This is a genomic window from uncultured Dokdonia sp. (assembly GCF_937910895.1).
Classification (GTDB): domain Bacteria; phylum Bacteroidota; class Bacteroidia; order Flavobacteriales; family Flavobacteriaceae; genus Dokdonia.
Map to the genome: position 1 here is coordinate 37541 of NZ_CALEMI010000141.1, position 23449 is coordinate 60989.

The 23449-nt window shown below is 37.3% G+C and carries 21 protein-coding genes and 1 pseudogene; 15 read left to right on the forward strand and 7 right to left on the reverse strand.

What is annotated here, in order from left to right:
- Window positions 1-191 precede the first annotated feature (191 nt).
- Window positions 192-1562: a hypothetical protein gene (locus Q0505_RS16830; RefSeq protein ID WP_299215393.1), complete on the reverse strand. Its 1371-nt coding sequence runs from the start codon at window positions 1560-1562 to the stop codon at window positions 192-194.
- 133 nt (window positions 1563-1695) lie between these two features.
- On the opposite strand from Q0505_RS16830, the gene Q0505_RS16835 reads away from it, so the two are divergent.
- From Q0505_RS16835 to Q0505_RS16890, 12 genes are all read left to right on the forward strand, one after another.
- On the forward strand, window positions 1696-4209 hold the full coding sequence (locus tag Q0505_RS16835; protein WP_299215395.1) for a M14 family zinc carboxypeptidase: 2514 nt from the start codon (window positions 1696-1698) through the stop codon (window positions 4207-4209).
- Window positions 4210-4522: 313 nt separating this feature from the next.
- The gene (locus Q0505_RS16840; RefSeq protein ID WP_299215397.1) at window positions 4523-5212 is read left to right on the forward strand and encodes a hypothetical protein; all 690 of its coding nucleotides are present in this window, start codon (window positions 4523-4525) and stop codon (window positions 5210-5212) included.
- A complete protein-coding gene (locus Q0505_RS16845) occupies window positions 5212-5967 on the forward strand; it encodes a hypothetical protein (protein WP_299215399.1) in 756 nt (251 codons plus the stop codon). The genes Q0505_RS16840 and Q0505_RS16845 overlap by 1 nt, the downstream gene beginning before the upstream one ends.
- 128 nt (window positions 5968-6095) lie before the next feature.
- Window positions 6096-6542, forward strand: a complete 447-nt coding sequence (locus Q0505_RS16850) for a hypothetical protein (RefSeq protein ID WP_299215401.1) — start codon at window positions 6096-6098, stop codon at window positions 6540-6542.
- Between the two features lie 158 nt (window positions 6543-6700).
- Window positions 6701-7009 carry a hypothetical protein gene (locus Q0505_RS16855; protein ID WP_299215403.1) on the forward strand — a complete coding sequence of 103 codons (309 nt, stop codon included), beginning with the start codon at window positions 6701-6703 and terminating at the stop codon, window positions 7007-7009.
- Between the two features lie 288 nt (window positions 7010-7297).
- Window positions 7298-7885, forward strand: coding sequence for a Crp/Fnr family transcriptional regulator (locus Q0505_RS16860; RefSeq protein WP_299215405.1), 588 nt, complete (start codon window positions 7298-7300; stop codon window positions 7883-7885).
- A gap of 99 nt (window positions 7886-7984) precedes the next feature.
- The gene (locus Q0505_RS16865) at window positions 7985-8644 is read left to right on the forward strand and encodes a peroxiredoxin-like family protein (RefSeq protein ID WP_299215407.1); all 660 of its coding nucleotides are present in this window, start codon (window positions 7985-7987) and stop codon (window positions 8642-8644) included.
- A 3-nt stretch (window positions 8645-8647) separates the two neighbouring features.
- Window positions 8648-9478 (forward strand): oxidoreductase, encoded by an 831-nt coding sequence (locus Q0505_RS16870; RefSeq protein ID WP_299215409.1) that lies wholly within the window; start codon window positions 8648-8650, stop codon window positions 9476-9478.
- A gap of 199 nt (window positions 9479-9677) precedes the next feature.
- Window positions 9678-10481, forward strand: a complete 804-nt coding sequence (locus Q0505_RS16875) for a type II CAAX endopeptidase family protein (protein WP_299215411.1) — start codon at window positions 9678-9680, stop codon at window positions 10479-10481.
- 256 nt (window positions 10482-10737) lie between these two features.
- Window positions 10738-11124: a hypothetical protein gene (locus Q0505_RS16880; protein ID WP_299215413.1), complete on the forward strand. Its 387-nt coding sequence runs from the start codon at window positions 10738-10740 to the stop codon at window positions 11122-11124.
- Window positions 11125-11562: 438 nt separating this feature from the next.
- Window positions 11563-12438 carry an endonuclease/exonuclease/phosphatase family protein gene (locus Q0505_RS16885; RefSeq protein WP_299215415.1) on the forward strand — a complete coding sequence of 292 codons (876 nt, stop codon included), beginning with the start codon at window positions 11563-11565 and terminating at the stop codon, window positions 12436-12438.
- Between the two features lie 142 nt (window positions 12439-12580).
- The gene (locus tag Q0505_RS16890) at window positions 12581-13699 is read left to right on the forward strand and encodes a two-component regulator propeller domain-containing protein (RefSeq protein WP_299215417.1); all 1119 of its coding nucleotides are present in this window, start codon (window positions 12581-12583) and stop codon (window positions 13697-13699) included.
- A 213-nt stretch (window positions 13700-13912) separates the two neighbouring features.
- On the opposite strand, the gene Q0505_RS16895 is transcribed toward Q0505_RS16890, so the two are convergent.
- Window positions 13913-14086, reverse strand: a complete 174-nt coding sequence (locus tag Q0505_RS16895) for a hypothetical protein (protein ID WP_299215419.1) — start codon at window positions 14084-14086, stop codon at window positions 13913-13915.
- A gap of 251 nt (window positions 14087-14337) precedes the next feature.
- Here Q0505_RS16895 and Q0505_RS16900 point away from each other — a divergent pair, with 251 nt between their 5' ends.
- The 3 genes from Q0505_RS16900 to Q0505_RS16910 all read left to right on the forward strand — a co-directional run bounded on the left by Q0505_RS16900 (window position 14338) and on the right by Q0505_RS16910 (window position 18525).
- Window positions 14338-14823 carry a hypothetical protein gene (locus Q0505_RS16900; RefSeq protein WP_299215421.1) on the forward strand — a complete coding sequence of 162 codons (486 nt, stop codon included), beginning with the start codon at window positions 14338-14340 and terminating at the stop codon, window positions 14821-14823.
- Window positions 14824-14864: 41 nt separating this feature from the next.
- A complete protein-coding gene (locus tag Q0505_RS16905) occupies window positions 14865-16430 on the forward strand; it encodes an amidohydrolase family protein (RefSeq protein WP_299215423.1) in 1566 nt (521 codons plus the stop codon).
- A 430-nt stretch (window positions 16431-16860) separates the two neighbouring features.
- Complete coding sequence (locus Q0505_RS16910; RefSeq protein ID WP_299215425.1) at window positions 16861-18525, forward strand: protein adenylyltransferase SelO; 1665 nt, start codon at window positions 16861-16863, stop codon at window positions 18523-18525.
- 18 nt (window positions 18526-18543) lie between these two features.
- On the opposite strand, the gene Q0505_RS16915 is transcribed toward Q0505_RS16910, so the two are convergent.
- The 5 genes and pseudogenes from Q0505_RS16915 to Q0505_RS16935 form a co-directional block, all read right to left on the reverse strand.
- Complete coding sequence (locus Q0505_RS16915) at window positions 18544-19611, reverse strand: COX15/CtaA family protein (RefSeq protein ID WP_299215427.1); 1068 nt, start codon at window positions 19609-19611, stop codon at window positions 18544-18546.
- Window positions 19612-19856: 245 nt separating this feature from the next.
- A pseudogene (locus tag Q0505_RS16920) lies at window positions 19857-20804 on the reverse strand (FAD-dependent oxidoreductase); the annotation flags it as partial.
- Window positions 20805-20861: 57 nt separating this feature from the next.
- Complete coding sequence (gene kaiC / locus Q0505_RS16925; protein ID WP_299215429.1) at window positions 20862-22319, reverse strand: circadian clock protein KaiC; 1458 nt, start codon at window positions 22317-22319, stop codon at window positions 20862-20864.
- A gap of 66 nt (window positions 22320-22385) precedes the next feature.
- Window positions 22386-22745: a circadian clock protein KaiB gene (gene kaiB, locus Q0505_RS16930; protein WP_048347100.1), complete on the reverse strand. Its 360-nt coding sequence runs from the start codon at window positions 22743-22745 to the stop codon at window positions 22386-22388.
- Window positions 22742-23449 (reverse strand): circadian clock protein KaiA (locus Q0505_RS16935; RefSeq protein WP_299215433.1); only part of this gene is annotated, 708 nt, incomplete at its 5' end. The genes Q0505_RS16935 and kaiB, both read right to left, overlap by 4 nt.

The window sequence follows — 23449 nt, forward strand, 5'->3', positions numbered from 1 at the left end:
ATAAGTAGGCTTGTTAATAAAAGATATGAACCATAGATCCTACCAAAAAAAGGCGGGATTCCTTCAACTAGCCGTTTTGAATGCGCCTTTCAGGCTTTGATAAACGACGTTCAGATCCCGCTAAAAAGCGGGATTAGTTCAACTAGCCGTTTTAAATTCGTTGCTTCGCAACTTTTTAAAACAGCGTTTCACTAATAGAATTTTGATTTGCCTAGATAGGCTTTAATAATGGCGTTCCACTCTTCGCCTATTCGTAAGGCAGTAGTACCATCTATATTATAGAGAAATTCATAATCTGTAAATCCGCTTTTGAGTAATTCTTCTAAGTAAAACAAGGATGCATTTGCATCCCCTTCTTTAGCACTTAGTGAGATGGCATTGATAAAAGCTTGCTGATTGTTAGGATCTACCAGCGTTCGCAACACATTCATAAAAAGTAATTTCTCTATTTTAGGATTTTGTTTTAAAATCTCTTGGTATTGATCTTCTACCAATGTTTTTACAAATCCCTTTAAACGAATCGATGCTTTGCGTTCTTGATCGTTAGAAGCGGTACTGTCAATTTTTTGGTCAAGATCATTCATTTGAAAACTCCACCATCCCAAATTATCAAAATAAGAGTTTTTAGCATCTTCAGTAAGATAATATTGAAAATCTTCTGCCAATAAAATTTCTGCATATTTTACAGATGTCTGTCTCGTACGTTTTGCTTTAAAAGCAGCATTACTTCGGATGGTTCTTAATAAATCCTTTTGTGAATCTATATCTACCAGCCCTTTGTATTGCTTCCTTAAATCCTGTACAAAACTAAAAGCAGCTAAATGTTTTTGCTGTCTGTATAATAATTCGCCAAAAGCAAGATCGCTTCCATAATATGTTTGCACTACGTCTTCAGGTGTGTTTTTTGTGAGTAAGATATCGACCATCGCTGCCGACAGAAATCCAGCTTCAGGCCAATCGGCACCACCATTGTACTCATAATATCCTGAAAAACTATTGCTGGACCGGAGTATATTTTGATACCCTCTTAGCTTATAATAATTAGGATTTTCATCACCAGATATTAATGTAAGTTTAATTCCTGAATCTTTTTTAAAGATGGTATTATCTAGAAAAATATCATTGACGGCAATCACTCCTTTAATTTTCTGAGTGGTATACGCTCCTGCACTCGCCACCAATGCACCATCTCCTCTCCCAGCAAGAATAATTTGTGTCGCATCTATCGCATAGCGTTGATACACCGTATTGATCAATTTTTCTGTTCTTTTGAGTCCCGCTTTTAAAGAATCTTTAATCGCAAAATTAGCGCCTACAATAATACTATTAGTTAGTTCTGCTCCTATCGTAAACTGTTGCACTGCCTTATCACCTTCATTTGTTTCGTCAAAAATAAATACCACAGGATGACTTCGGTTTTCATCATAGTTTCTGGGAAGGTATAATGCGTATGTATCCTTTTGATCGTCACCTAAAGCGACAGAAGAAACAATAGTTCCTGGAACAATCTCTTGTCCTAAAACAGGTATCGTGATGAAGAGAAAAAAGAGTAGAAAACGCATAAGCAATTTTAAATTTTCAACAATCAATATCAAATATCGTGCAAGAAATAGTTATATAAAAAAATAAATGAACTTATATTCAGAGCAATCCTGTTATTTTTTAATTATTTTTAGTCAACTAAAACTTTTGTGTATGAAACGCTCATTACTCGTTATTATTCTTCTTTTATCCGCTTTCGCGAAAGCGCAAGACTACTACTTTGCAAAATATACTCCCTTCCAGCAAAATATTCCGACACCAGAACAGTATCTGGGCTATGGTATTGGAGACCAACATACCCGTCATGATCAGATTGTTTCCTATCTAGAAAAACTCGCTGAAGTATCTGACCGAGCGACCATTATAGAATACGGTCGTACGCATGAAGGCAGAAAACTGGTGATGTTTACGGTCACCACACCAGAGAATCATACCAATCTAGCCAGTATCAAGCAACAACACCTTGCCTTTACCAATACCTCACAAAAAGTCAGCAACTATGACCAAGTTCCTATTTTTATACAATTGGGCTATAATGTACACGGGAATGAGCCTTCTAGTTCTGAAGCTGCTTTATTAACCGCCTATACCCTAGTTGCTTCTGAGCATCCAGAAGTAGTAAACTATAGAAAAAATGCTATTATTTTTATAGACCCCACCATAAACCCTGATGGTCGTGATCGCCACACCCAATGGGCAAATAGTTTTAAGGGATCACCTCTTGTATCTGATAATATCGATGCAGAGCATACCGAAATGTGGCCACGCGGACGTACCAATCATTATTGGTTTGACTTAAATCGTGACTGGTTACTCGGTATCAACCCTGAAAGTAGAGGTAAATTAAACTGGTATCATGAGTGGTATCCAAATGTGGTGACTGATTTTCATGAAATGGGAACCAACAGTACGCACTTCTTTGAACCGATGGTACCCATAGGAAGCCTTGATCCGATTATGCCTAAAGAAAATTATGAGGATCTCAACGATTTGTTTGCTCCTTATTTTTCGGATGCGTTGGATCAGATTGGTTCTTTCTATTTTACCAAAGAAGCCTTTGACGGTACCTATCCTGGCTATGGAAGTTCGTATCCAGATTTGCAAGGCGCCTTAGCGCTCCTTTTTGAGCAAGCTAGTAGTAGAGGGCATTTACAAGATACCGATTTTGGAACCATCTCTTTTCCGTTTACCATTCGGAATCAGTATACCTCTGGTTTTGCCACTGTAAAAGCAGCAGTTGAAAATAAAGCGCAGTTACGTAAATACCAGCAGGATTTCTTTGTTTCCGCTTTCGCGAAAGCAAAAACAGATCAAGCAACCGCCTACGAATTTGGAGACCCTAAAGATCGTAATCGTACCAAAGCCTTTATAGACAAACTGCTTTTACACCGTATCAAAACGTATAAAAAAGGAGATGGTACGTACGTCGTACCTGTTGCACAACCACAAAAACGGATGGTCCAATCGTTCTTTGAAACCTATAGTAAATACCGAGATAGTGTCTATTATGACGCGAGTGCTTGGAGTGTCGCTAACTTTTATAATATGCGTTCTAAAGCGCTAAGCAGTGCGCCAAGTTTACAAAATGAAATCACTAGCACCGATAATCTTGCGACAGTCACACCTGTTTCTAAAACGGGATATGCGTATTTAATTAATTATGATGATTATAACGCTCCTGCCTTGTTAAATCATTTACAACAAAAAGGCATTGTTGTTTCTACAGCATTTAAGCCGTTTACTGCCAAAACACAAAGCGGTACTATCGATTTTAATTATGGGACACTGATGGTACCTGTAAGCAGACAATCACTAGATGCTGATGAAGTATTTACCATTATTTCGGAAGCACAACAACGTTTTCAAGTGCCTATCTATGCGACCAATACTGGTTTTAGCGTCAAAGGAATTGATTTAGGAAGTCGCAACTTTGCGAAGGTAGACACGCCGAAAGCAATGATGCTTATTGGTAATGGTACAAGTTCAACAGAAGCTGGAGAGGTTTGGCATTTACTAGACACACGTGTCCACATGCCGATCACAAAAGTACTTATGGATAATTTCAGAGCTGTTAATTTAACTGACTATAACACCTTAGTGATGGTTTCTGGGAATTATAATAATCTCTCAGAAAACGAGGTAAAAAATATCAAAGATTGGGTGTCACAAGGAAATACGCTTATTACCATTGGACGTGCTGTTTCATGGGCAATCAATAAAAAGGTGGCTACTGGAAAACTCACTGAAAAGAAAAAAGATACCACCAAAGTGACCGAACGTAAAAACTATGTAGATGAAGATCCTAATCGTGGGAAACAACGTCTGGGAGGTGCTATTTTTGAAGTCGACTTAGATGTAACACATCCATTAGGATTTGGTTATACAGCTCGTGAGCTTCCTGTTTATAAAAATAATAATGTATGGTTAGCTCCTAGTGAAGATGAATACAATACTGTAGCCAAGTATACTAAAGAGCCACATATTGATGGATTTATCTCAGATGAGAACTTAGAGGATAATTTAAAGCCTTCAGCATCGCTGGTGGTGAGTCCGCAAGGTCAAGGTCGCGTGATTCTCTTTGCCGATAACCCCAACTTTAGAGGTAGTTGGTATGGTACGAATAAACTATTTTTAAATGCGTTGTTCTTTGGGAGTTTGATTAACTAATATCTCGTATATGCCAACGTGGATGTTGGTGGTTGTTATTTGTTTTTTGTAAAATGCGAAGCACAAAAAAGAAATAACTTTCCGTTACTCAGCCTTCTATAAGTTATTTTTAAATGCGTTGTTCTTTGGGAGTTTGATTAACTAATATCTTATATATACCAACGTGGATGTTGGTGGTTATGTTTAATACGCTTTCGCGAAAGCAAAATATTCCTATTCCCCGTCCTTAAAGGGTGGGAATATTAGCTCAGAAATCACTTTAAAATTTTTGGTGTATTGATGAAAATGAATATCACAAATCTAAAATAAATTAATGAATGAAAATTTAATAGCAACATTAATCCTCTTGGTATACTTTTCACCCGTTTTTTATCAATTAAGAATCGTTATTAAGGAAAGTAAAAAAGGAAACCGCATACCATTAAGAAAGTTTTTAAAATTTTTGAAATACAGTTTTTTAATTCTAATTCCAATACTTATTGGTTTTACAATTTTAAGTCACACAAATTTCTTGAATTACGAAAGACCCTTGACTTTTGATAAATATGATCAAATTACCTTTGAAAATTTTAGAGGATTGGAGTTTTTTAAAAAATCATTATATGGCAATGAAAGATTTGCTTACGTAGTAACATCTATTGAAAGTGATATTAATGATGACTCTGTAATCATTCAATCTTTATTCTATCCTTCACGTTCATTTGTTTATAAAAAAAATATGAATAGTAAAGAGCTTTTAAATCACGAAAAATACCACATAAAAATTACAGAACTGTTCACTCGAAAGGCGAAAGAGAAAATATCAAATCTTAATCAATTTGAAAAAGAGGAAATTGAAAAGATAATTAAAGAAATAAAAAAAGACGAAAGGAAGTTTCAAAAAGAATATGATTATGACACTTTCCACAGCTATGTTTTAAGCGAACAAAAAAGATACGAGAAAGAAGTTGATAGTTTACTAAATTTACTGACTGAATATAAAAAACCAAAAATTCAATTTTAATGACAAGAATTAAAATTATCCTATTTGCCGCACTATGTATTACACTTACAAGTTGTAAAACTGAAGAACATGAATTTCCACTCGATAAAAGATATTGGGATGTAAATGATTACGACAATGTAATCCTTGAATTAAATTATGGGTATGAAAGTGATGAAAAACTTCCAACTTTTAATAATCCAGAAACTCGGATTATTGTAGAAAAACTTACTGACCAACAAAATTTTAAAATTGTACTTGATGACAACGAATTAGGTTTAAAACATAGAAATGATGTTGCTGAAAAATTCTTTAAAGAATGGAGAGATATGAATAATATCTATGATGCTATTGACAGAAAAGACCAATATCTATATGATAAAGAGATGCTTGCCGTTTGGCATTTTGGATTAGAACTTCAACGTAGCTATTTTAAGCTAGGTAATGATCAAATAAAAGAAAGTGCTGACGATCCAAACACTGCGGGAGTGAAAAACAGTATCAACTCAAATGTGGGTACTCTAATTAAAAATTACTTAATTTATTTAGATGAGATTAATAATGAAAATGCTTTCTCAGAAGATGGAAAAATAGCATTTGCTAAAGGAATTGACATCTATTTTTCAAAATTGATAGAACTCTACCCAGATGCAAACTATAATGGAATGAAAAATAAAGCAGAATTGATGCTTAAAAAAAGTGAATCAGATAAAATAAAGACTTCACTAAATAAATTAATTGAACTAATTAAATCAAAAGAAACTAAAAACACATAAAGGTCTAACACCCTATAAAACTCATTACTAATGTAAACCTCCTTATAAAAACCTCTTCAGATTTTATTGGCTATTTTTAGTTACTAAATTAGTTAGTTGAACAACTTAATCAATCATTCATAAACATCTTGAAAATAATTATAAAAAGAATACTCTTAATATCCCTTATTTTGATTTCAAATCTGACATTTTCCCAAGAGGACTACCTAGAAAAAGGAAAATATATCTGGCAGCATTTTGTTCCCAAATCTGGGCAAGCTGAATTTGTACAAGGAGAATTATTAAGAGCTATCGAAAAACTTAGAGACGAAGCCCTTCGAAATGGTAATGGGAATTTTAATGAGAAATGTCATGAAATTCTAATTCAATATTTAAGAGAGAAATTGACTGATAAAGAAATTTTTGATAACAAAACAATTCAACAAATAAAAAAAGATTTAAAGAGATTGAATATTGAAAATCAACCTTATACGGATGATGATATTTATGACCGGATTAGTAACCGAATTGTTGATTGGTATTTATATTATGGAGAACAAATTAAACATAAAAAGAATTCTAAATTATATTGTTAATCAAGATCACAGCAAATCCTATATAAGATTATTCTGCACAATCAGTACATTCAAAAAAATAATTAGAGTTAAATAAATTCTATATAACTACAACAGATTCAAATCCTAAATCATTCAAAATCAGTAGACTGCATAAGTTAAAATCTAAACATTAATACATGGAAATTAAGTATTGCTGGAGGTGCAAAATGGAAGTTCCAATGTTGAATAATGAAGAATATGCAATCGCTTCTAAACTTTATTCCAAAGGATTAAAAGTTTTAAAGAAAAATAGACAAGAACATTTCAAAGAGGTATTAGATTATTACAATGACTTGACTGGATTTGGAGAAACGCAACCCAATGCTATTATGCACCATGCTCTTGAATATATTGGACCAGATTGTGAATGTTGTGGAAAACCATACAGAACACCAAAAGCTATATTATGTGTAGCTTGTGGAAATAAAAGAATCACCGCTAAATAAAGCTTTCGCGAAAAAAGCTATATTATGTGTAGCTTGTGGAAATAAAAGAATCACCGCTAAATAAAGCTTTCGCGAAAGCGGAATAAAGCTATTTGAGATTTGAAAAATATAAAATTTGATCCTATCTTCATTTGAAAATTATTTATACATTTTAAAATCTGCATGAAATACAAAACCCTACAGATTTTCCTTTGTTCTATTTTCTTTTATTAATTTAGTTCTAACATAACTACACTAGACAACTACAACAAATTAAACACCAACCTACTTTAGCTCATTTTACAAACTTTGGATCCATATAAAAGCATATTAAATAACATCAGTAAATATGTTACTCTTGAAAAAGAAGAGACAGAAAAACTCATTGCAATCATCCGAGCCACCAAGATCAAAAAACGTCAGTTTATTGACCAACCAGGGTATGTATGTCAATACAGAAATTATGTAGTTAAAGGAGCTTTTCGCTCCTATTTTATAGATGCCGAAGGAAAAGAGCATACTGTACAAATCGCTATTGAAGATTGGTTTGTAAGTGATTTTTACAGTTATATTACACAAACCCCTGCTACCCTATTTGTAGAGGCTTTAGAAGATGCTACCATCTTCCAGATGACATACAACGATATTGAAGGACTTTGTAAAGAAATTCACGGCTTAAGTGAATATTTCAGGATTTCTACAGAAAGAGCATTTGCTTTTTCAAGAAAAAGAGCCTTGTCTAATTTGAGTATGACCGCCGAAGAACGGTATTTGGAAATCCTAGAACGGTATCCAAATATAGTCAAGCGTGTGCCACAAAAAGTAATCGCTTCCTATTTGGGAATGACCCCTGAGTTTATGTCTAAAATCAGAAAGAACCTTACTTCAAAAACTTAATCTAGTTCAATAGTATTTCATAATCTAGTTCATTTTTAAAGTTGGCGTATCGCCACAACTTTGTCACGTCAATTTTGACCATATCTAAAACAAAGGAACATGAACACAAAAACAAATTCTTATCAAGATGGTTTAAAGGAACTACGCAAAAACTTAGGCACCATGTTGCCAGAAGATGCATTAGCTGTTTTTGACAGTGATGCAGAAAGTCTACAAGCAAATCATCCATCAATTTTAAAATTACAGATTGGCGACAAAGCACCTGACTTTTCGCTTTCAAATGCGATTGGTAAAACCATCAGACTTTCTGATCTTCTAAAAAAAGGAAAGGTTATCCTTACCTTTTATAGAGGTTCTTGGTGTCCTTATTGTAATTTACAACTAGCACATTATCAAAGCGCTTTAAGTGAAATTCACAGTTTGGGAGCGCAATTGATCGCTATTTCGCCGCAAACTCCAGACGAATCTTTGAACATCAAAGAAAAGAACGAACTCAGTTTTGAAGTCTTAAGCGATAACGGAAATATCGTTGCTCAAAAATACACCACCGTATTTAAAAATGCAGATGCAGCTGTAAATACAATGACAGCATTGGGCTTTGATTTTGACGCGCATTATTCAGACGATGCAAGAGAATTGCCTATTCCTGCTATTTTTATTATTGAAAAAGATGGTCGTGTCGCTTTCGCGAAAGCGGAAGGTGGAGATTATAGAAACCGAGTAGATGTTTCCGAAATCATAAACGTTTTAAAAAAATAGGACATGAAAAATAAAATTTGGTTCATCACAGGTATATCAAGCGGATTAGGCAAAGCACTCGCCGAATCTGTTATCGAAAAAGGGGATGTTGTCATCGGTACGTTCAGGCAAGAATCTCAAGTCACAACATTCAATAAAAGGAATATTCAAAATGCAAAAGCCGTCGTATTGGATATTACGAATGAAAAAAATATTGAACATACGGTTGAGCAAATCATCTCTGAATACGGAAAAATAGATGTTTTGGTCAATAACGCAGGAATGGGTTTTGTAGGTGCTATCGAAGAAACGTCTTTGGAAGAAGTCAGAAGCATTTTCGAGCCTAACTTTTTTGGAACGTTAAAATTAACGCAGACCGTCTTACCGTTTATGCGTAAAGAAAAGAGCGGACATATCGTTCAAATTTCATCGCACGGTGGTATCAAAGCCTTTGCTGGTTTCGGCATCTATAATGCGAGTAAGTTTGCTTTAGAAGGCTTTAGCGAGGCAATGGCACAAGAAGTAGCGCCACTAGGCATAAACGTTTCTATCGTTGAACCAGGACCCTTCCGAACAAAATTTGCAGGAAACGGTCTCGGACTTGCCAAAAACGTAATAGGCGACTATTCACAAACCGCAGGTACATTCAGAACAAAATTAAAAGGTGTTGACGGAAAACAAGAAGGCGATCCAATCAAAGCAGCAAAAGCGATTATTGACTTGGTCTACGCTGAAAATCCAACGCTACGATTGCCACTAGGTAAGACCGCGCTCATCACTATTGGAATGAAACTAGAAAGCGTAAAATCAGATTTAGAAACACATAGAAAGACAGCAGAAGATGCTGTGTATTGATTGAATCTTGTTATGAGAAAATGATAATTAAGAAGCCTCTTTTATAGAGGCTTTTTTATATTCTCTCTCAGAGAGATCATAACTTAAAAGAGTTTTATTATAAAGCTAAAGAAGTAATAAAAGTTGTTCTCAACTAATCAGACAACTATTTGATAAAAATAAACGTCTATTCATTTAGTAACTCTATAATCAAGTCTAGATGAAAAATACGGTAAAAATTATTCTCATTGTTTTCATATCATTTACCATTTACTTTGTGCTTGATGGTTTATACTTCAAAGACCTGAGAACGTGGTTTTATGAATTGACCAACCAATTGGGAACCAGTCATATCATAACATATATGATTTCTGGGATCCCTCTTCTTTTGGGAACTTTTTTGATTCATCGTAGAGCGTCTTTTTTTAAATCTTGGGGGCTTAACAAAGCTATTCTAAAAGGCTTTATGTTTGCCTTGATCTGTACGATACCATTATATATTGGTTTTAGCTTCGTATTCGATTTTAATCCAAAAATCTCAATAGATACCGTTTTAATTTCTATAGTAGCTGCTGGGTTCTTTGAAGAAGTTTTTTTTAGAAGCTTTTTATTCGGAGAACTATTTAAAAATACGAAATTGGGTTTTATTCCTTCTGTATTCTTTGGCGCACTTTATTTTGGAATATTACATCTATATCAAAGTACTGAATTAGGGGAATCTATAGGTATTTTCTTGATTACTTTTTTAGGAGGTATTTTATTTGCGTGGACGTATGCTGAATGGAGCTATAATATATGGGTTCCTATTTTCTTGCACATGCTGATGAACTTATCTTGGGAACTTTTTTCTGTTAGTGATAATGCGCTCGGAGGAATCTATTCTAACGTATTTAGGCTAGTAAGTATAGGTTTAGTGATTATATTAACGGTTCTATACAAAAAGAAAAAAGGGATAAAACTCGAAGTTAATAAAAAGACACTTTGGATAAAAAAACGCACTACACCAACAATAACCATTGTATAAGGTATCATTCCAGATTTCTTAACCGAACGTAACAGAATAGACATCCCAAAATTCCGAACAGTAAACTACGTCGGGGCAGACTCACGAGACATTTTAAAAAATAATACCTAGGAATACAGGAATCTACATCTGTCTCTTTTACAGTATCACTTTTCACATTCAAATCAATTACTTAAAGCTATTATTTAATATTAAGCATCAGGCAACTATTGTAACTTTCTGTGCGTCTATAGATATGGATACTAACTTCACAATCATGACCTCATCAAAGGAAAATTCAAAAAAAACTAAAATACTCATCTGTATTGGTTGTGTATTTCTAATTTTTATGGCATTTTTTCACGGAAGTGGCATCTTCTATATTACAGATTTGATTCAACAATCCAACACAGAATCTTTTCTTAAAGAAATTATCCCAGTACTATTTGCTCATCCCTCTATACATCTCTTAGGGCTTGCAGTCCTTTGGATAGTCACATTATATATGGGGAGAGATGCTATAAAAACTATGTTTACATTTGCTGTCCTAGTATGCATAGATGCTTTGATAGCGTTTTATTTGGGTGCTATCATACCTGGGATTTTATTGTTAGTACCTGCTACTAGTTTTGTTTTCGGAGGAATCCAAAAGAAAGTTCAATAAAGAATTCATACTTTCAAAAACCTGAAATAAATTGAATAGTAATTTTAGGAAACTCAAGAAAATCTCAAAGCTTGCTATATCATTTGTATTCCTTTAGAAAAGGAAATAAATTACTGGTTTGTTTACATACTTAAAAATCCTATTTTCTATTTTGGTTAACTTTCTTTTACTAAATTAGCCAACTATCACAACCGAAACTAATACGAGTATGTTATTTTGTTTGAACACTAGACAAATAGTTATACTATTAAAACAAGCCATTTGATTATTACTTTCATTATCATATCGTATATTTTTTCTTTAGTATGCTTTCTTCCTGCTTTTAGAGTAACACATTGGTCTTTTCGAGGATTTGATTTTATTCGGTTACAGCTTCTATTTTTACAGATAGTTCTTTTTATAATAGGACTCTTTTTGTATGAAGAAAAAAATATCCCGTTGCTAATATCTCAAATAGTATTAGTGATCGCTATCCTATATCAAGCATCTATTATAGTGCCCTATTTGCCTCTTAAATTTTATAAAAAGCAAGAAGAAAATAAACATACAATGACAATCATCAGTGTCAATGTTTTGCAAAAAAATGAAGAGTATCCCAAACTAATCAAATTAATAAAAGATATTCAACCCGACATCGTATTAACGATGGAAACAAATAAAACTTGGGAAAAGGAGCTAGAAAAAATTGAAACAGATTACCCATTCACTCATAAAATTCCACAAGATAACCGATATGGGATGCACTTTTATACCAAATTAAAAGTGAATGATCTGAAAGAACATTATTTTATATCCGATCAAACGCCTGCCATTGAAGTTCATTTGGAAGACAAAAACAACTCTAATTTTGTCTTATTTGGAATTCATCCTCCCCCACCAAGTCCTACCGAAAAACCGACTTCAAGACAAAAAGATGGCGAGTTGATGAAAGCGGCAAAGTTAATTAGAGAGTTTGAGGTTCCCTGTATCACAACCGGAGATTTTAATAATGTCTGCTGGTCAAGAAGCGCAAAGCTATTTGCCAAAGTTTCTGGGATGAAGGATGCGCGATTAAAAAATGGAATTCACGGATCTTTCCCTACTGGACCTGCTATTTTTAGAATCCCCATTGACCTTATATTTAGTTCAAAAGGAATAGAAGTTAATAAGATCAAAACACTCCCAGATATAGGATCTGATCATCTACCTATTTTCTCAAAATTTACTGTCACAAGTTCAAATTCAAATGAGGCTGAAAACTTAGATTCAGATTTGGAGGACAAAGCAGATACTATGATCAAGGAAGGAGACGAAGCGGTTCAAGAAGAGGAATAGACATATTGTTTTCTTACACCTATACTATCATCTATATAAAGGAATCGTTGTACTTTTTTGACATATTTTTTACAATTGATATTGCTAGAATACCATATTTCTCAGTACGTTTGAAAAAATATACACTTATAAAAACGATACTATGATAAACAAAAAACTACGTAAAAGATGGTATCAGAATCTTACAATTACATCTATCCTACTTCTTTTTTTTATATGTATAACCTCCTGTAATAGTCAAGATCATAAAACACTAAAAAAAGTAACGACCACAACTCAAGACACTATAACCAAACAACCCGTCGTTACCGTTCAAGAGTTTCAGTATCCCCTTACCATGCTTACATCGCCACGAATCAGTGATTTTGTACGAAGAATTTTTCAAGATAAAAAGGGACATTTCTGGTTCGGAACAAATGGGGATGGCGTTGCTCGTTACAATGGAGAATTTCTAGAATATTTTACCATCAAAGATGGCTTTGGCGGTGCTGCGGTACGAAGCATTCTAGAAGATAAAAAAGGAAATGTCTGGTTTGGTACCTCAGGAGGTATCACCAAATATGACGGAACCGTATTTACCAATTATACAGAAAAAGATGGTTTAACGCATCGGGATGTTTGGAGTATGATGATAGATGATCAAGGAATTCTATGGATCGCCACACTACAAGGTGTTAATCAATTTGATGGAACGACATTTACCTATTTTCCACTTCCAGAATCCAAGCCTGATCCTAGAAGAGGTGTGAGCAGTTCAAAAATTATACATAGTCTGATGCAAGACAGTAAAGGTAAGATATGGTTTGGGGCTAATGACGGTGCATATAGCTATGACGGTATCTCACTCACTCATCTTTCTGAAAAAGATGGGCTTGCAGATAACACAGTTAATGATATTTTGGAAGATTCAAAAGGCAATATCTGGTTTGCTACCCATTACCAAGGTGTAAGCAAATATGACGGTACCACATTTACTAATTTCACAAAAGAGGGTGTCATACTAGGCGATGAAGTCTGGAGTCTTTATGAAGACACCAACGGACATATCTGGTTTCCTGCTGAGAATTATGGGCTATACCGCTATGATGGTGACATATTTAATAACTATCGACAAGCACAAGGACTTGATACAAATGCCATACAATGCGTTTTTCAAGATCAAGATGGGAACATTTGGGCAGGTGGCTGGAAAGGACTCTTCCGTAAAGATGGAAATGATTTCGTAAATATCTCTACCAATGGACCGTGGACGAGTAACTAAAATCCCATCTATTACGATTTCTTATTTCTAATATATAAAGTAGTTGTATACGCTCCTGCCTACTAGCAGGCAGGCTCGCGAAAGCGCACTCAAAATTCAAAGAAATCAGAAATCAAGACTTTTACATTTTGATTCCAATTCGATACCCTTAATCACCACTAGCTAAGAAGCACCTAAAAAAAAGCGAACCGAAGCTCGCTTTCTATAGTTCAATTATGCACAAGGGTCTATGGAAAGACACGTATCAGGAATACCAATACCTATACAAAAAGAAAGTTCACGAGTATTCACAGTAGGTCTTGAATCATTTCCTCCTCCATTCACATTTTTCAGATTAGAAATTGTGGTTTTGTCAAGCGTTAAGCCTTTTAGATTCTTTTTTTTCATGATATGAATATTTAGGATTAATAATTACATCTAATTTAATCAAAATAATTGATAATCAGTTTTTTATGGTTTTACCGTAATTCTAAATCTACTATTGGTTTTGGAAAAGAAGTCTTATGCTAAGAAAGAAAATACCATCAAAAATAGGTTTTCTGTACACGTTTGTCCACAACATGTAAGTCACAATACGTATCTTTAGCGGTAGCGGACACGCTAACTTTTATTAAAAATGTTAACTATATATAGTACCTATGATTAAAAAAATAATTTACACGACTATCTTTCTTATTGCCATTTGCCAAGTAGGAATAGCTCAAGAAACCTATACTTCAGAAAAATATCATTTTTCATTTGAAACAACCGCAGAAATAGAATTATATGATACCGAGTCAGATCGTGTTGTAGGCTATGAAAATGACGATCTTGCGGTAGACACGGAGATCTTTTATCCTAATGAAGTAGCAAAAGATTACTTTGTTAACCTTTCTAGAACTACCGAAGTTATAGCGAGTCAGTTAAGCCTATATGAAGTACAAACGGCTCAAAAACTAACCACTGTTGCACAAGGCTATTATGTAAGAGCAACAGATCTAGATGGAGAGACTAAAACCCCAGTTTTTGTAGTGGTCATGTATCATCCTCAAAAAAAGATCATATACGAAGCAACGATCTATTGTTATGACAATGACGTAGAAGCTGGCGAAAAAATAGCGCAAAGTTTTAGATTAACATATTAGTTTCTTCTTAAATAATTTTCCATAGAATCAAACCATCAACTATGAAAAAACAAATACTTCTAACGTTCCTATTTGCTTTTACAGTATACGCTTTCGCGAAAGCGCAAACCCAACAAGGTCCATTTGATCAATTAATCATTCGAGGAGTCACCCTCATTAACGGAGACGGCTCACCACCGATAGGTCCTGTAGATATTGTGGTAGAAAATAATATCATTAAAGAAGTAAAAGTAGTAGGCTATCCTGGTGTTCCTATTGATAATTCTAAACGCCCACAACTTAAAAGTGGTGGAAAAGAACTGGATGTCAACGGGATGTATCTCCTGCCTGGTTTTATAGATATGCACGGACATATAGGAGGCACAGCACAAGGTGCAGATTGGGATTATGTGTTTAAACTTTGGATGGCACATGGGGTGACAACGGTAAGAGAACCTTCAGGAAGAGGGATTGATTATGCGCTAGATCTAAAACGTAGATCTGCAAAAAACGAAATTATCGCTCCGCGTATTATAGCTCATACTGGTTTTGGGCAAGGAAGCAAAACCCCTATCACTACTGCTGAACAGGCAAGAGAATGGGTTCGCAATAACGCTCAAAAAGGCGCTGACGGGATTAAATTTTTTGGGGCAGAACCACACATTATGCAAGCTGCGCTTGAAGAAAATAAAAAACTAGGACTTACCTCATCCATGCATCACGCACAAATGAGTGTCGCCCGATGGAATGTATTAAACTCGGCGAGAGCTGGACTTACCTCTATGGAGCATTGGTATGGATTACCCGAAGCCCTTTTTACAGATCGCACCGTACAAGATTACCCTTTGGATTATAACTATAACAACGAGCAACATCGTTTTGGAGAAGCTGGACGTCTTTGGAAACAAGCTGCTGCCCCCTACTCCGATCATTGGAATGCGGTGATGGAAGAATTGCTTGCGTTAGATTTTACCCTAGATCCAACTTTTAATATTTATGAAGCAAGTCGTGACTTGATGAGAGCCCGCCGTGCCGAATGGCATGAGGACTACACTCTACCTTCATTATGGCGTTTTTACCAACCTAGTAAAATCTCTCATGGATCGTACTGGCATTTCTGGGGAACGGAGGAAGAAGTTGCTTGGCGCGAAAATTACCGCCTATGGATGACCTTCATCAATGAGTATAAAAACCGTGGTGGTCGCGTGACCGCAGGATCAGATTCTGGATTTATCTTTCAATTATATGGATTTGCTTATATCCGAGAATTAGAATTGCTGAGAGAAGCTGGTTTCCATCCTATGGAAGTCATCAGAGCAGCTACTCTTAATGGTGCTGAAGCTTTGCGAATGGATGACAAGATAGGATCTGTACAAGTAGGTAAACTCGCCGACTTTGTGATTGTAGAAGAAAATCCGCTCCAAAACCTAAAAGTACTGTATGGTACGGGTGCTATTAAACTTACTGAAGATAACGAAGTAATCCGCGCAGGCGGTGTAAAATATACCATTAAAGATGGCATTATCTATGACGCCAAACAGTTATTGCGGGATGTAAAAGCCATGGTGGATAAAGCAAAAGCCAATGAAGGTGGCTTTGAGATCAAACAGCCTGGGATTAAGGATTAGACTTTTTTATTAGTGAGATGCAGTTTTGTCAAGTGTTCAAGACGTTTACAAAAGAGTTCGTTGAACTAATCCCGCTTGAAAGTGGAATCAAATACTAAAGTCAATTTTTAGTATTTCGCTTTTTGCTAATTGGAGTTAAAAGTACGTGAGGAAATCAAGAGTCACACTATTGTTTCAAGATCATCCCAGTAGTTTCAATGCTTTTTAAAAACCCTTTCGATAACTACCTAGCGATATATTTACACCTTACTTCTTCGTATTATTGGCACTCCGTGATCTTGATTTCCATTATGAAAACGTACACTCCAAAAATAGACCAAGACCTCATAAATCAGAGGCTATTTTCAAAATCAAATCAGTAGTTTCAGTATCTTGTATGTAGATCAAATAAGTCATTGTAACTTTGACAGCACCTATTTAAACCCGTCGTATGCAATTACATATAAAAAATACTTTTACTAAAGAACTTCCCGCAGACCCTATAGAGCAAAACACAAGAAGACAAGTCGAGAAAGCCTGTTTTTCGTATGTAACTCCTAGAATTCCATCGGCTCCTTCGTTAGTGCATGTTTCTAAAGACATGGCAACTACCCTTGGTCTATCTGAAGATGATCTAGAAACGCAACGGTTTTTAAATATGGTCACAGGTGCTAAAGTTTTAGAAGATACCGCTCCCTATGCCATGTGCTATGGCGGTCATCAGTTTGGGCATTGGGCAGGACAATTAGGAGATGGTAGAGCTATTAACCTTACGGAGATTACACATAATAATAAGCGATGGGCACTACAGCTTAAAGGTGCTGGAGCAACGCCGTATTCCCGTACTGCAGATGGTCTGGCAGTACTGCGTTCTTCTATTCGAGAACATCTGTGTAGCGAAGCGATGTATCATTTAGGCGTCCCAACCACACGCTCTTTATCATTAGCGCTTTCTGGAGACAAAGTCCTAAGAGATATGTTATACGATGGTAATGCTGATTATGAAAAAGGAGCCATTGTATGTCGGGTAGCGCCAAACTTTATACGTTTTGGAAGCTTTGAAATCTTTGCTAGTCGGCAGGATTCGGAAACGCTTAAGACATTAGTCGATTATACAATCAAACATTTCTACCCACAGTATGAAGGAGGAACTAAAGAAGGCTATCTTGGTTTCTTCAACGAAGTTGTCCAGAATACTCTAGAAATGATTGTGCATTGGCAACGGGTTGGTTTTGTACACGGTGTGATGAATACGGATAATATGTCGATACTTGGTCTTACGATAGATTATGGTCCGTATGGATGGTTAGAAGGCTATGATCCGGGATGGACGCCTAACACCACCGATCGTCAAAACAAACGTTATCGCTTTGGGAATCAACCGCAAATTGGGTTATGGAATCTCTTACAACTTGCCAATGCTTTGTTTCCGTTGATTGAAGATGCCGCACCACTGGAAGCTATTTTACAAACCTATCATACGGAGTATCCTAAAAAATACATCGCGATGATGCGTGAGAAATTAGGACTTCAATCGGCACTAGACACCGATATTCAACTCATCGCCGATCTGGAAAAAAATCTACAAGCTTCAGAAACCGATATGACCATTTTCTTTCGGAATCTGGCGCTGGTTTCTAAAGATGAATCTAAAAATGTGGAAACTACTTTTTTTGCTTTCGGCGAAGCCGAAGTCCACGCTGAGCGCAGCCGAAATGCGAAAGCGGAAACAGAAAGTCACACTGAGCCTGTCGAAGTGCCAAGTCATAGTCTAAAATCAGCCTTTTACAAACCTGAAGAAATCACAGGAACGATTCTCTCTGATTGGGAAGCATGGTTGCTTGCCTACCAAAAACGTCTCTCACAAGAACACCTCACAAATGCTGAACGAGCCACACAAATGAATCGTGTCAACCCTAAATACGTACTCCGTAATTATATTTCACAACTCGTCATCGATGAAGCGGATAAAGGAAATTATGAGCTTCTTAATGAAATATACACCTTATTAAAGAAACCCTACGACGAGCAACCTGAATATGAACACTGGTTCACCAAACGTCCAGAATGGGCGCGGAATAAAGTAGGGTGTTCTATGTTGTCGTGTAGTTCTTAAAACCCTCACCTCTCTTTTCTAGGAGGGAATGGATTGTGTTACTGCTTTTTCTCTCTTCCTGCTAAAACTCTCCAACAACACATAAAACTGTACCCCAAATAGCAACGATGCTATCACAAGATGCAACGGTTGTGTTCCAAATGGGAAATCTATGTAATACATTAGAATGCCAGTGATGACTTCTAAAGCGATTAAGATCAATACCCACTTTAATAAGCTTGTATGTCCAAGTATATATTTTCGGTTGCGCCAGAAAAGGTAAATGTTCAGAAGTGTCACCAATATAGAAAATGACCTATGTACATAGAACATCACAGTAGGTGGATTCAGCCATTGGTCTTTGGCATCATAGCCCACTACCATGACTTGCTCGTCTACATATTGACGTACTTGGGTTCCAAAAGCCACTTGTACTAGGGTCAATACAACCGCTAGTAGCATTAAATTCTTAAATTGAGGATCATACTTTTTAAGCTTTCGCGAAAGCGTACCCACAACACTTTCCTTCTCCTGAGATTTGTACCATAAATAGAGTAATAACGCAACAATAAGTAAGGCCGCAATCATGTGTATGGTAATCTTTACAGGTAATAAATTGGAGTCTACTACTTGTTTTCCTAACCATGCTTGAAAGCCCATAAGCGGAAGTACAAAAAAGGAACCAAAAATAAGCCACGGACGTCGTTTCCAATACCAAAAAGCACTGATAATCATTAATAAAATAGGAATCCCTGCCAACACCGTTACTAAACGATTGATATACTCGATCCACGTATGCCATACATTAAATGCCGCATAATCATGTTTATCATAGGTAGCCCAATTGTTTTCTGTATATGTTGTTGCAGATGTAAAATCTTTGGGAGCAATACGTAAAGATTCTTGTACTATAATAATCTGTCCTTCTGTATAATCCTTATTAGGCTCCCATTGCAGTTGTGACTCTTCTGTAGGCGGAATATAAAAGCCAAAACATTTAGGCCAATCGGGACATCCCATCCCACTACCCGTCATCCGAACTACAGCGCCTGCAATGATAATGAGATACAAAAATATGATAGAAATTTTAAGCGTCTTTCTGTACATAATAAGTTAACTAAAATAAAAGGTATTAAACCATAGAACAAGCTATAGACAATAAAATCGACCCAAAGGTCGAGGTATTAAACCATAGATCCCGCTGAAAAAGCGGGATTAGTTCAACTACCTATTTTGTATGGGTCTTTCTGACTTTACAAAACAGTGTTTCACTAAAAAAAATCCCGCGACGAGCGCGGGATGTATTGAGTAATTTGTTTTAAGTGCGCTACACTTCTTAAAAACATCTTTCTTTACACGTGTAAGGCTCTATCTTCTGTCGCAGCTAATGCGGCTTCTTTGACGGCTTCTGCATACGTAGGATGTGCGTGACTCATACGAGCAATATCTTCTGCACTGGCACGAAATTCCATAGCGGTCACTCCTTCCGAAATTAAATCGGCGACACGAGCGCCTACCATGTGTACGCCTAATACTTCATCTGTGGTTTTATCTGCAAGTATTTTTACAAACCCGTCGATATCACCACTCGCACGGCTACGTCCTAAAGCACGCATCGGAAATTGTCCTGACTTATATTCAACACCCGCTTCCTTCAGTTGCTCTTCTGTTTTCCCAACGGATGCTACTTCTGGCCATGTATACACAACACCAGGAATTAAATTATAATCGATATGTGGTTTTTGACCTGCTAAATATTCTGCTACAACTACACCTTCTTCTTCTGCTTTATGTGCTAACATGGCACCTTTAACAACATCACCAATGGCATAAATATTAGAAACAGAAGTTTGTAAGTGATCGTTAACTTCTACTTGGTTTCTTTCATTTAATTGAACGCCTGCGTTTTCTAATCCTAAACCTTCGGTAAAAGGTTTTCTACCAACAGCCACTAAACAATAATCTCCAGTAAACTCAACTTCTCTTCCTTTTTTATCAGTTGCTTTAACAAGTACCTCATCGCCATTTCTTTCTACAGAAGTTACGCCATGACTAATTGCGAATTTCATTCCTTGTTTCTTCAGTACTTTTTGTAATTCTTTAGAAACATCAGCATCCATGGTTGGTGTGATTTTAGGAGCATATTCTACAACAGTAACTTCTGCACCTAAACGCTTATATACAGACCCTAATTCTAATCCTATAACTCCACCACCAATTACTATTAAATGTTTTGGTACTTCTTTTAGTTTTAACGCTTCTGTAGACGTAATAATACGTTCTTTATCTAAGTTGATAAATATATCTCCAAAATCGAAGATGATGTTTTTAAATGCTTAGACAATAGACCAAGTATTTTAAAAGCGCGTGAAATTGGAGAAAGAATCTTGAATTTGCGGTCCATTACCAGTGATCAAGAATTCTCGAATACCGCGATCATGCCAGGACCCACGCATCTTGAAAACATTGATCGCTCGAGCCATCTCACCACGTATCTCAACATACTGGAGCAATAAAATCGTGTCAGTGATGGTTGAGATATGGGAATCAGTGATCGAATGACTCCCCATGAATTCTTCTGATGTATTGGTAAAGAAGCCGGCAATTTCTTCTTGCTTTGCATATCCAGTCAATGCGATCACAAACTGCCTAAAGGCATTGCGGCTTACACCACGCGCCAACGCAGATAATGAGTCAATCGCCATTCGGGTTGGCTTGAATTGACTGATTTCAGTTTTAATAATCTGCAAATGGTCTTCCAGACCAGTGGACTCTGGGTAGGCGCAAATAATCTTCAGCAGGCCATCTTGCTCCATCTGCTCAAAATCAATACCCCAGCTTGTGCCATTACGCATTAATTGAGCACGTGATTCTTCATAGGCAAACAAAATTGCTCGCTCTTTATTACTGCAGGCATCCTCAATAAATTTCGAGACCAATAAGGTCTTGCCTGTACCAGTCGCTCCCGTCGCGAGAATGATTGAATCCTTGAAATAGCCGCCGCCACACATCTCATCGAGCCGTGGCACACCAGAACTCACGCGCACATTGGATGAGCGCTGCGTGAGCCTCATCGCACCAAGAGGGAAGATACTGATCCCATGGGCCCCCATCGTGAACGGGAACTCACCCTTCATATGGGTGGTGCCTCGCAATTTGAGAATCTCAACGGTCCTTCTTCGGCGCTCGCCCTCAAGCACATTACGGAGAATCACAACATTGTCAGAGACAAACTCTTCAACGCCGTAACGCGCGATTGGCCCGTATTCATCGATTCGTTCAGTGGTCATCACAGTTGTGACACCGATCTCCTTCAAGCGTGCGATGAGACGGAAGATCTCCCGGCGCACAACAAACACCGCATCATATTGTTGAAATACAGCCGTAATCGAATCGATTGCCACCCTTTTGGCTTTGTACTTTCGGATGGCGTAATTAATTCTTTCAATCAGGCCAGACAGATCGAAACTGCCCGCCACATCCTGACCATCTGGATCCGGTGAAGCATCAAGAATAAAGAGCTTATCTTGCTCCACCATCTCCTGCAAGTTCCAGCCGAAACTTGCAGCGTTACGCAGAATATCGAGTGGCGACTCTTCAAACGTGACAAAAATTCCGGGCTCATCGTAATGAGCAATTCCATTGTGGAGAAAGTGCAAGGAAAAAACAGTTTTACCCGTTCCGGACGTTCCGCTAATCAGGGTGCTGCGTCCAATTGGCAAGCCGCCATGACACACATCATCGAAGCCCTCAATTCCAGTGGGGAGCTTCTGGACCTGCATCTGAGGAGAACCGCTTGAGCTAGAAATCTGCATAACCGCGACCTTGCTCTCCAACGTTAATAAGGAAAATCCTCAGTACCCTCTAGATCACCCCGTGACTTAAGAATCTGCCTCTTCGATGTCCGGAACTTCCAACGCATCCATCAGGGAAGAGCTGAGGTCGTTGTCAACAAGCTCGTCGTAAAGAAGATCAAGCCCGATCAGCACTCGTTCACGATCAGAAAGGTCACCAATAATCCGACGCACAGGAGGGGGGAGAATTTTGGACAACGTGGGTGTTGCCAGAATTTTGTCTTCTTCTGCAAGCTGAGGATTTTTCAAGACATCAATGACCTTCAAGGCATAGACACCCTTGAATTCCGTTTCAAGAATATTGCGAAGCGTTTTGAGTGCACGCATCGAATTCGGAGTATTCCCAGCTACATAAAGCTTGAGGATATAAGTCTTGCGCGGGCTCATAAGATCACTTCCGAATCCTGAAGCTGACGGCGCTTAGATCCAGCAGAAGCCAAGGGAATATCTCCAGGGACTGACCGTCGGTACATTTCGCAAAGGTGAGCCATGACATCCAACAGTGCAAGGCGGTAATCCTGAAGGAAGTCGTCTTTATGCCCTTCAAGTCTGAGTTGTTTCCAAAAGTCGTCAATCAGATTCATGTGAATCTCAACGGTTTGAGTAATGGGCAGGTCGCCAAAAAAAGCGGTATTTACAAAACTCTCTAACGCCTGGTTGGCAGCAGCAGGGTCACGGAAGTAACCAATCAACAGATCTCGATAGGTGCGCTGCAGCGACTGCAGCAGCTCACGCTGTTCATGGGGAGGAAGATTGGCCAAGAATCGCGAGGGATCTCGCTTGTAGAACACCCCGAGGTAACCAAGCCTCTCCTGCAAGCGGCTCGACAACTTCCAAGCACGTCCCTCAGGCTGCCCACCAACCTGATCCGATTCGGTGGATCCATCTTCAGGGCGAATATCTTTCTGACCGTGGCGAAGAAAGCGTGAGATCGCTGCGTCAACGTTGTAACCAAGCTGCTCAAGCTGATCGTCTGGCAGATGAACCTCTTCAGGGTGGTAATCGACACGGCCCATCAATTCGCCCACCACAACGGCAGGAAAGAGCAAACCACGAGCTAGTAGGTCTTCACGTGTCTTGTCTTGCAGGAG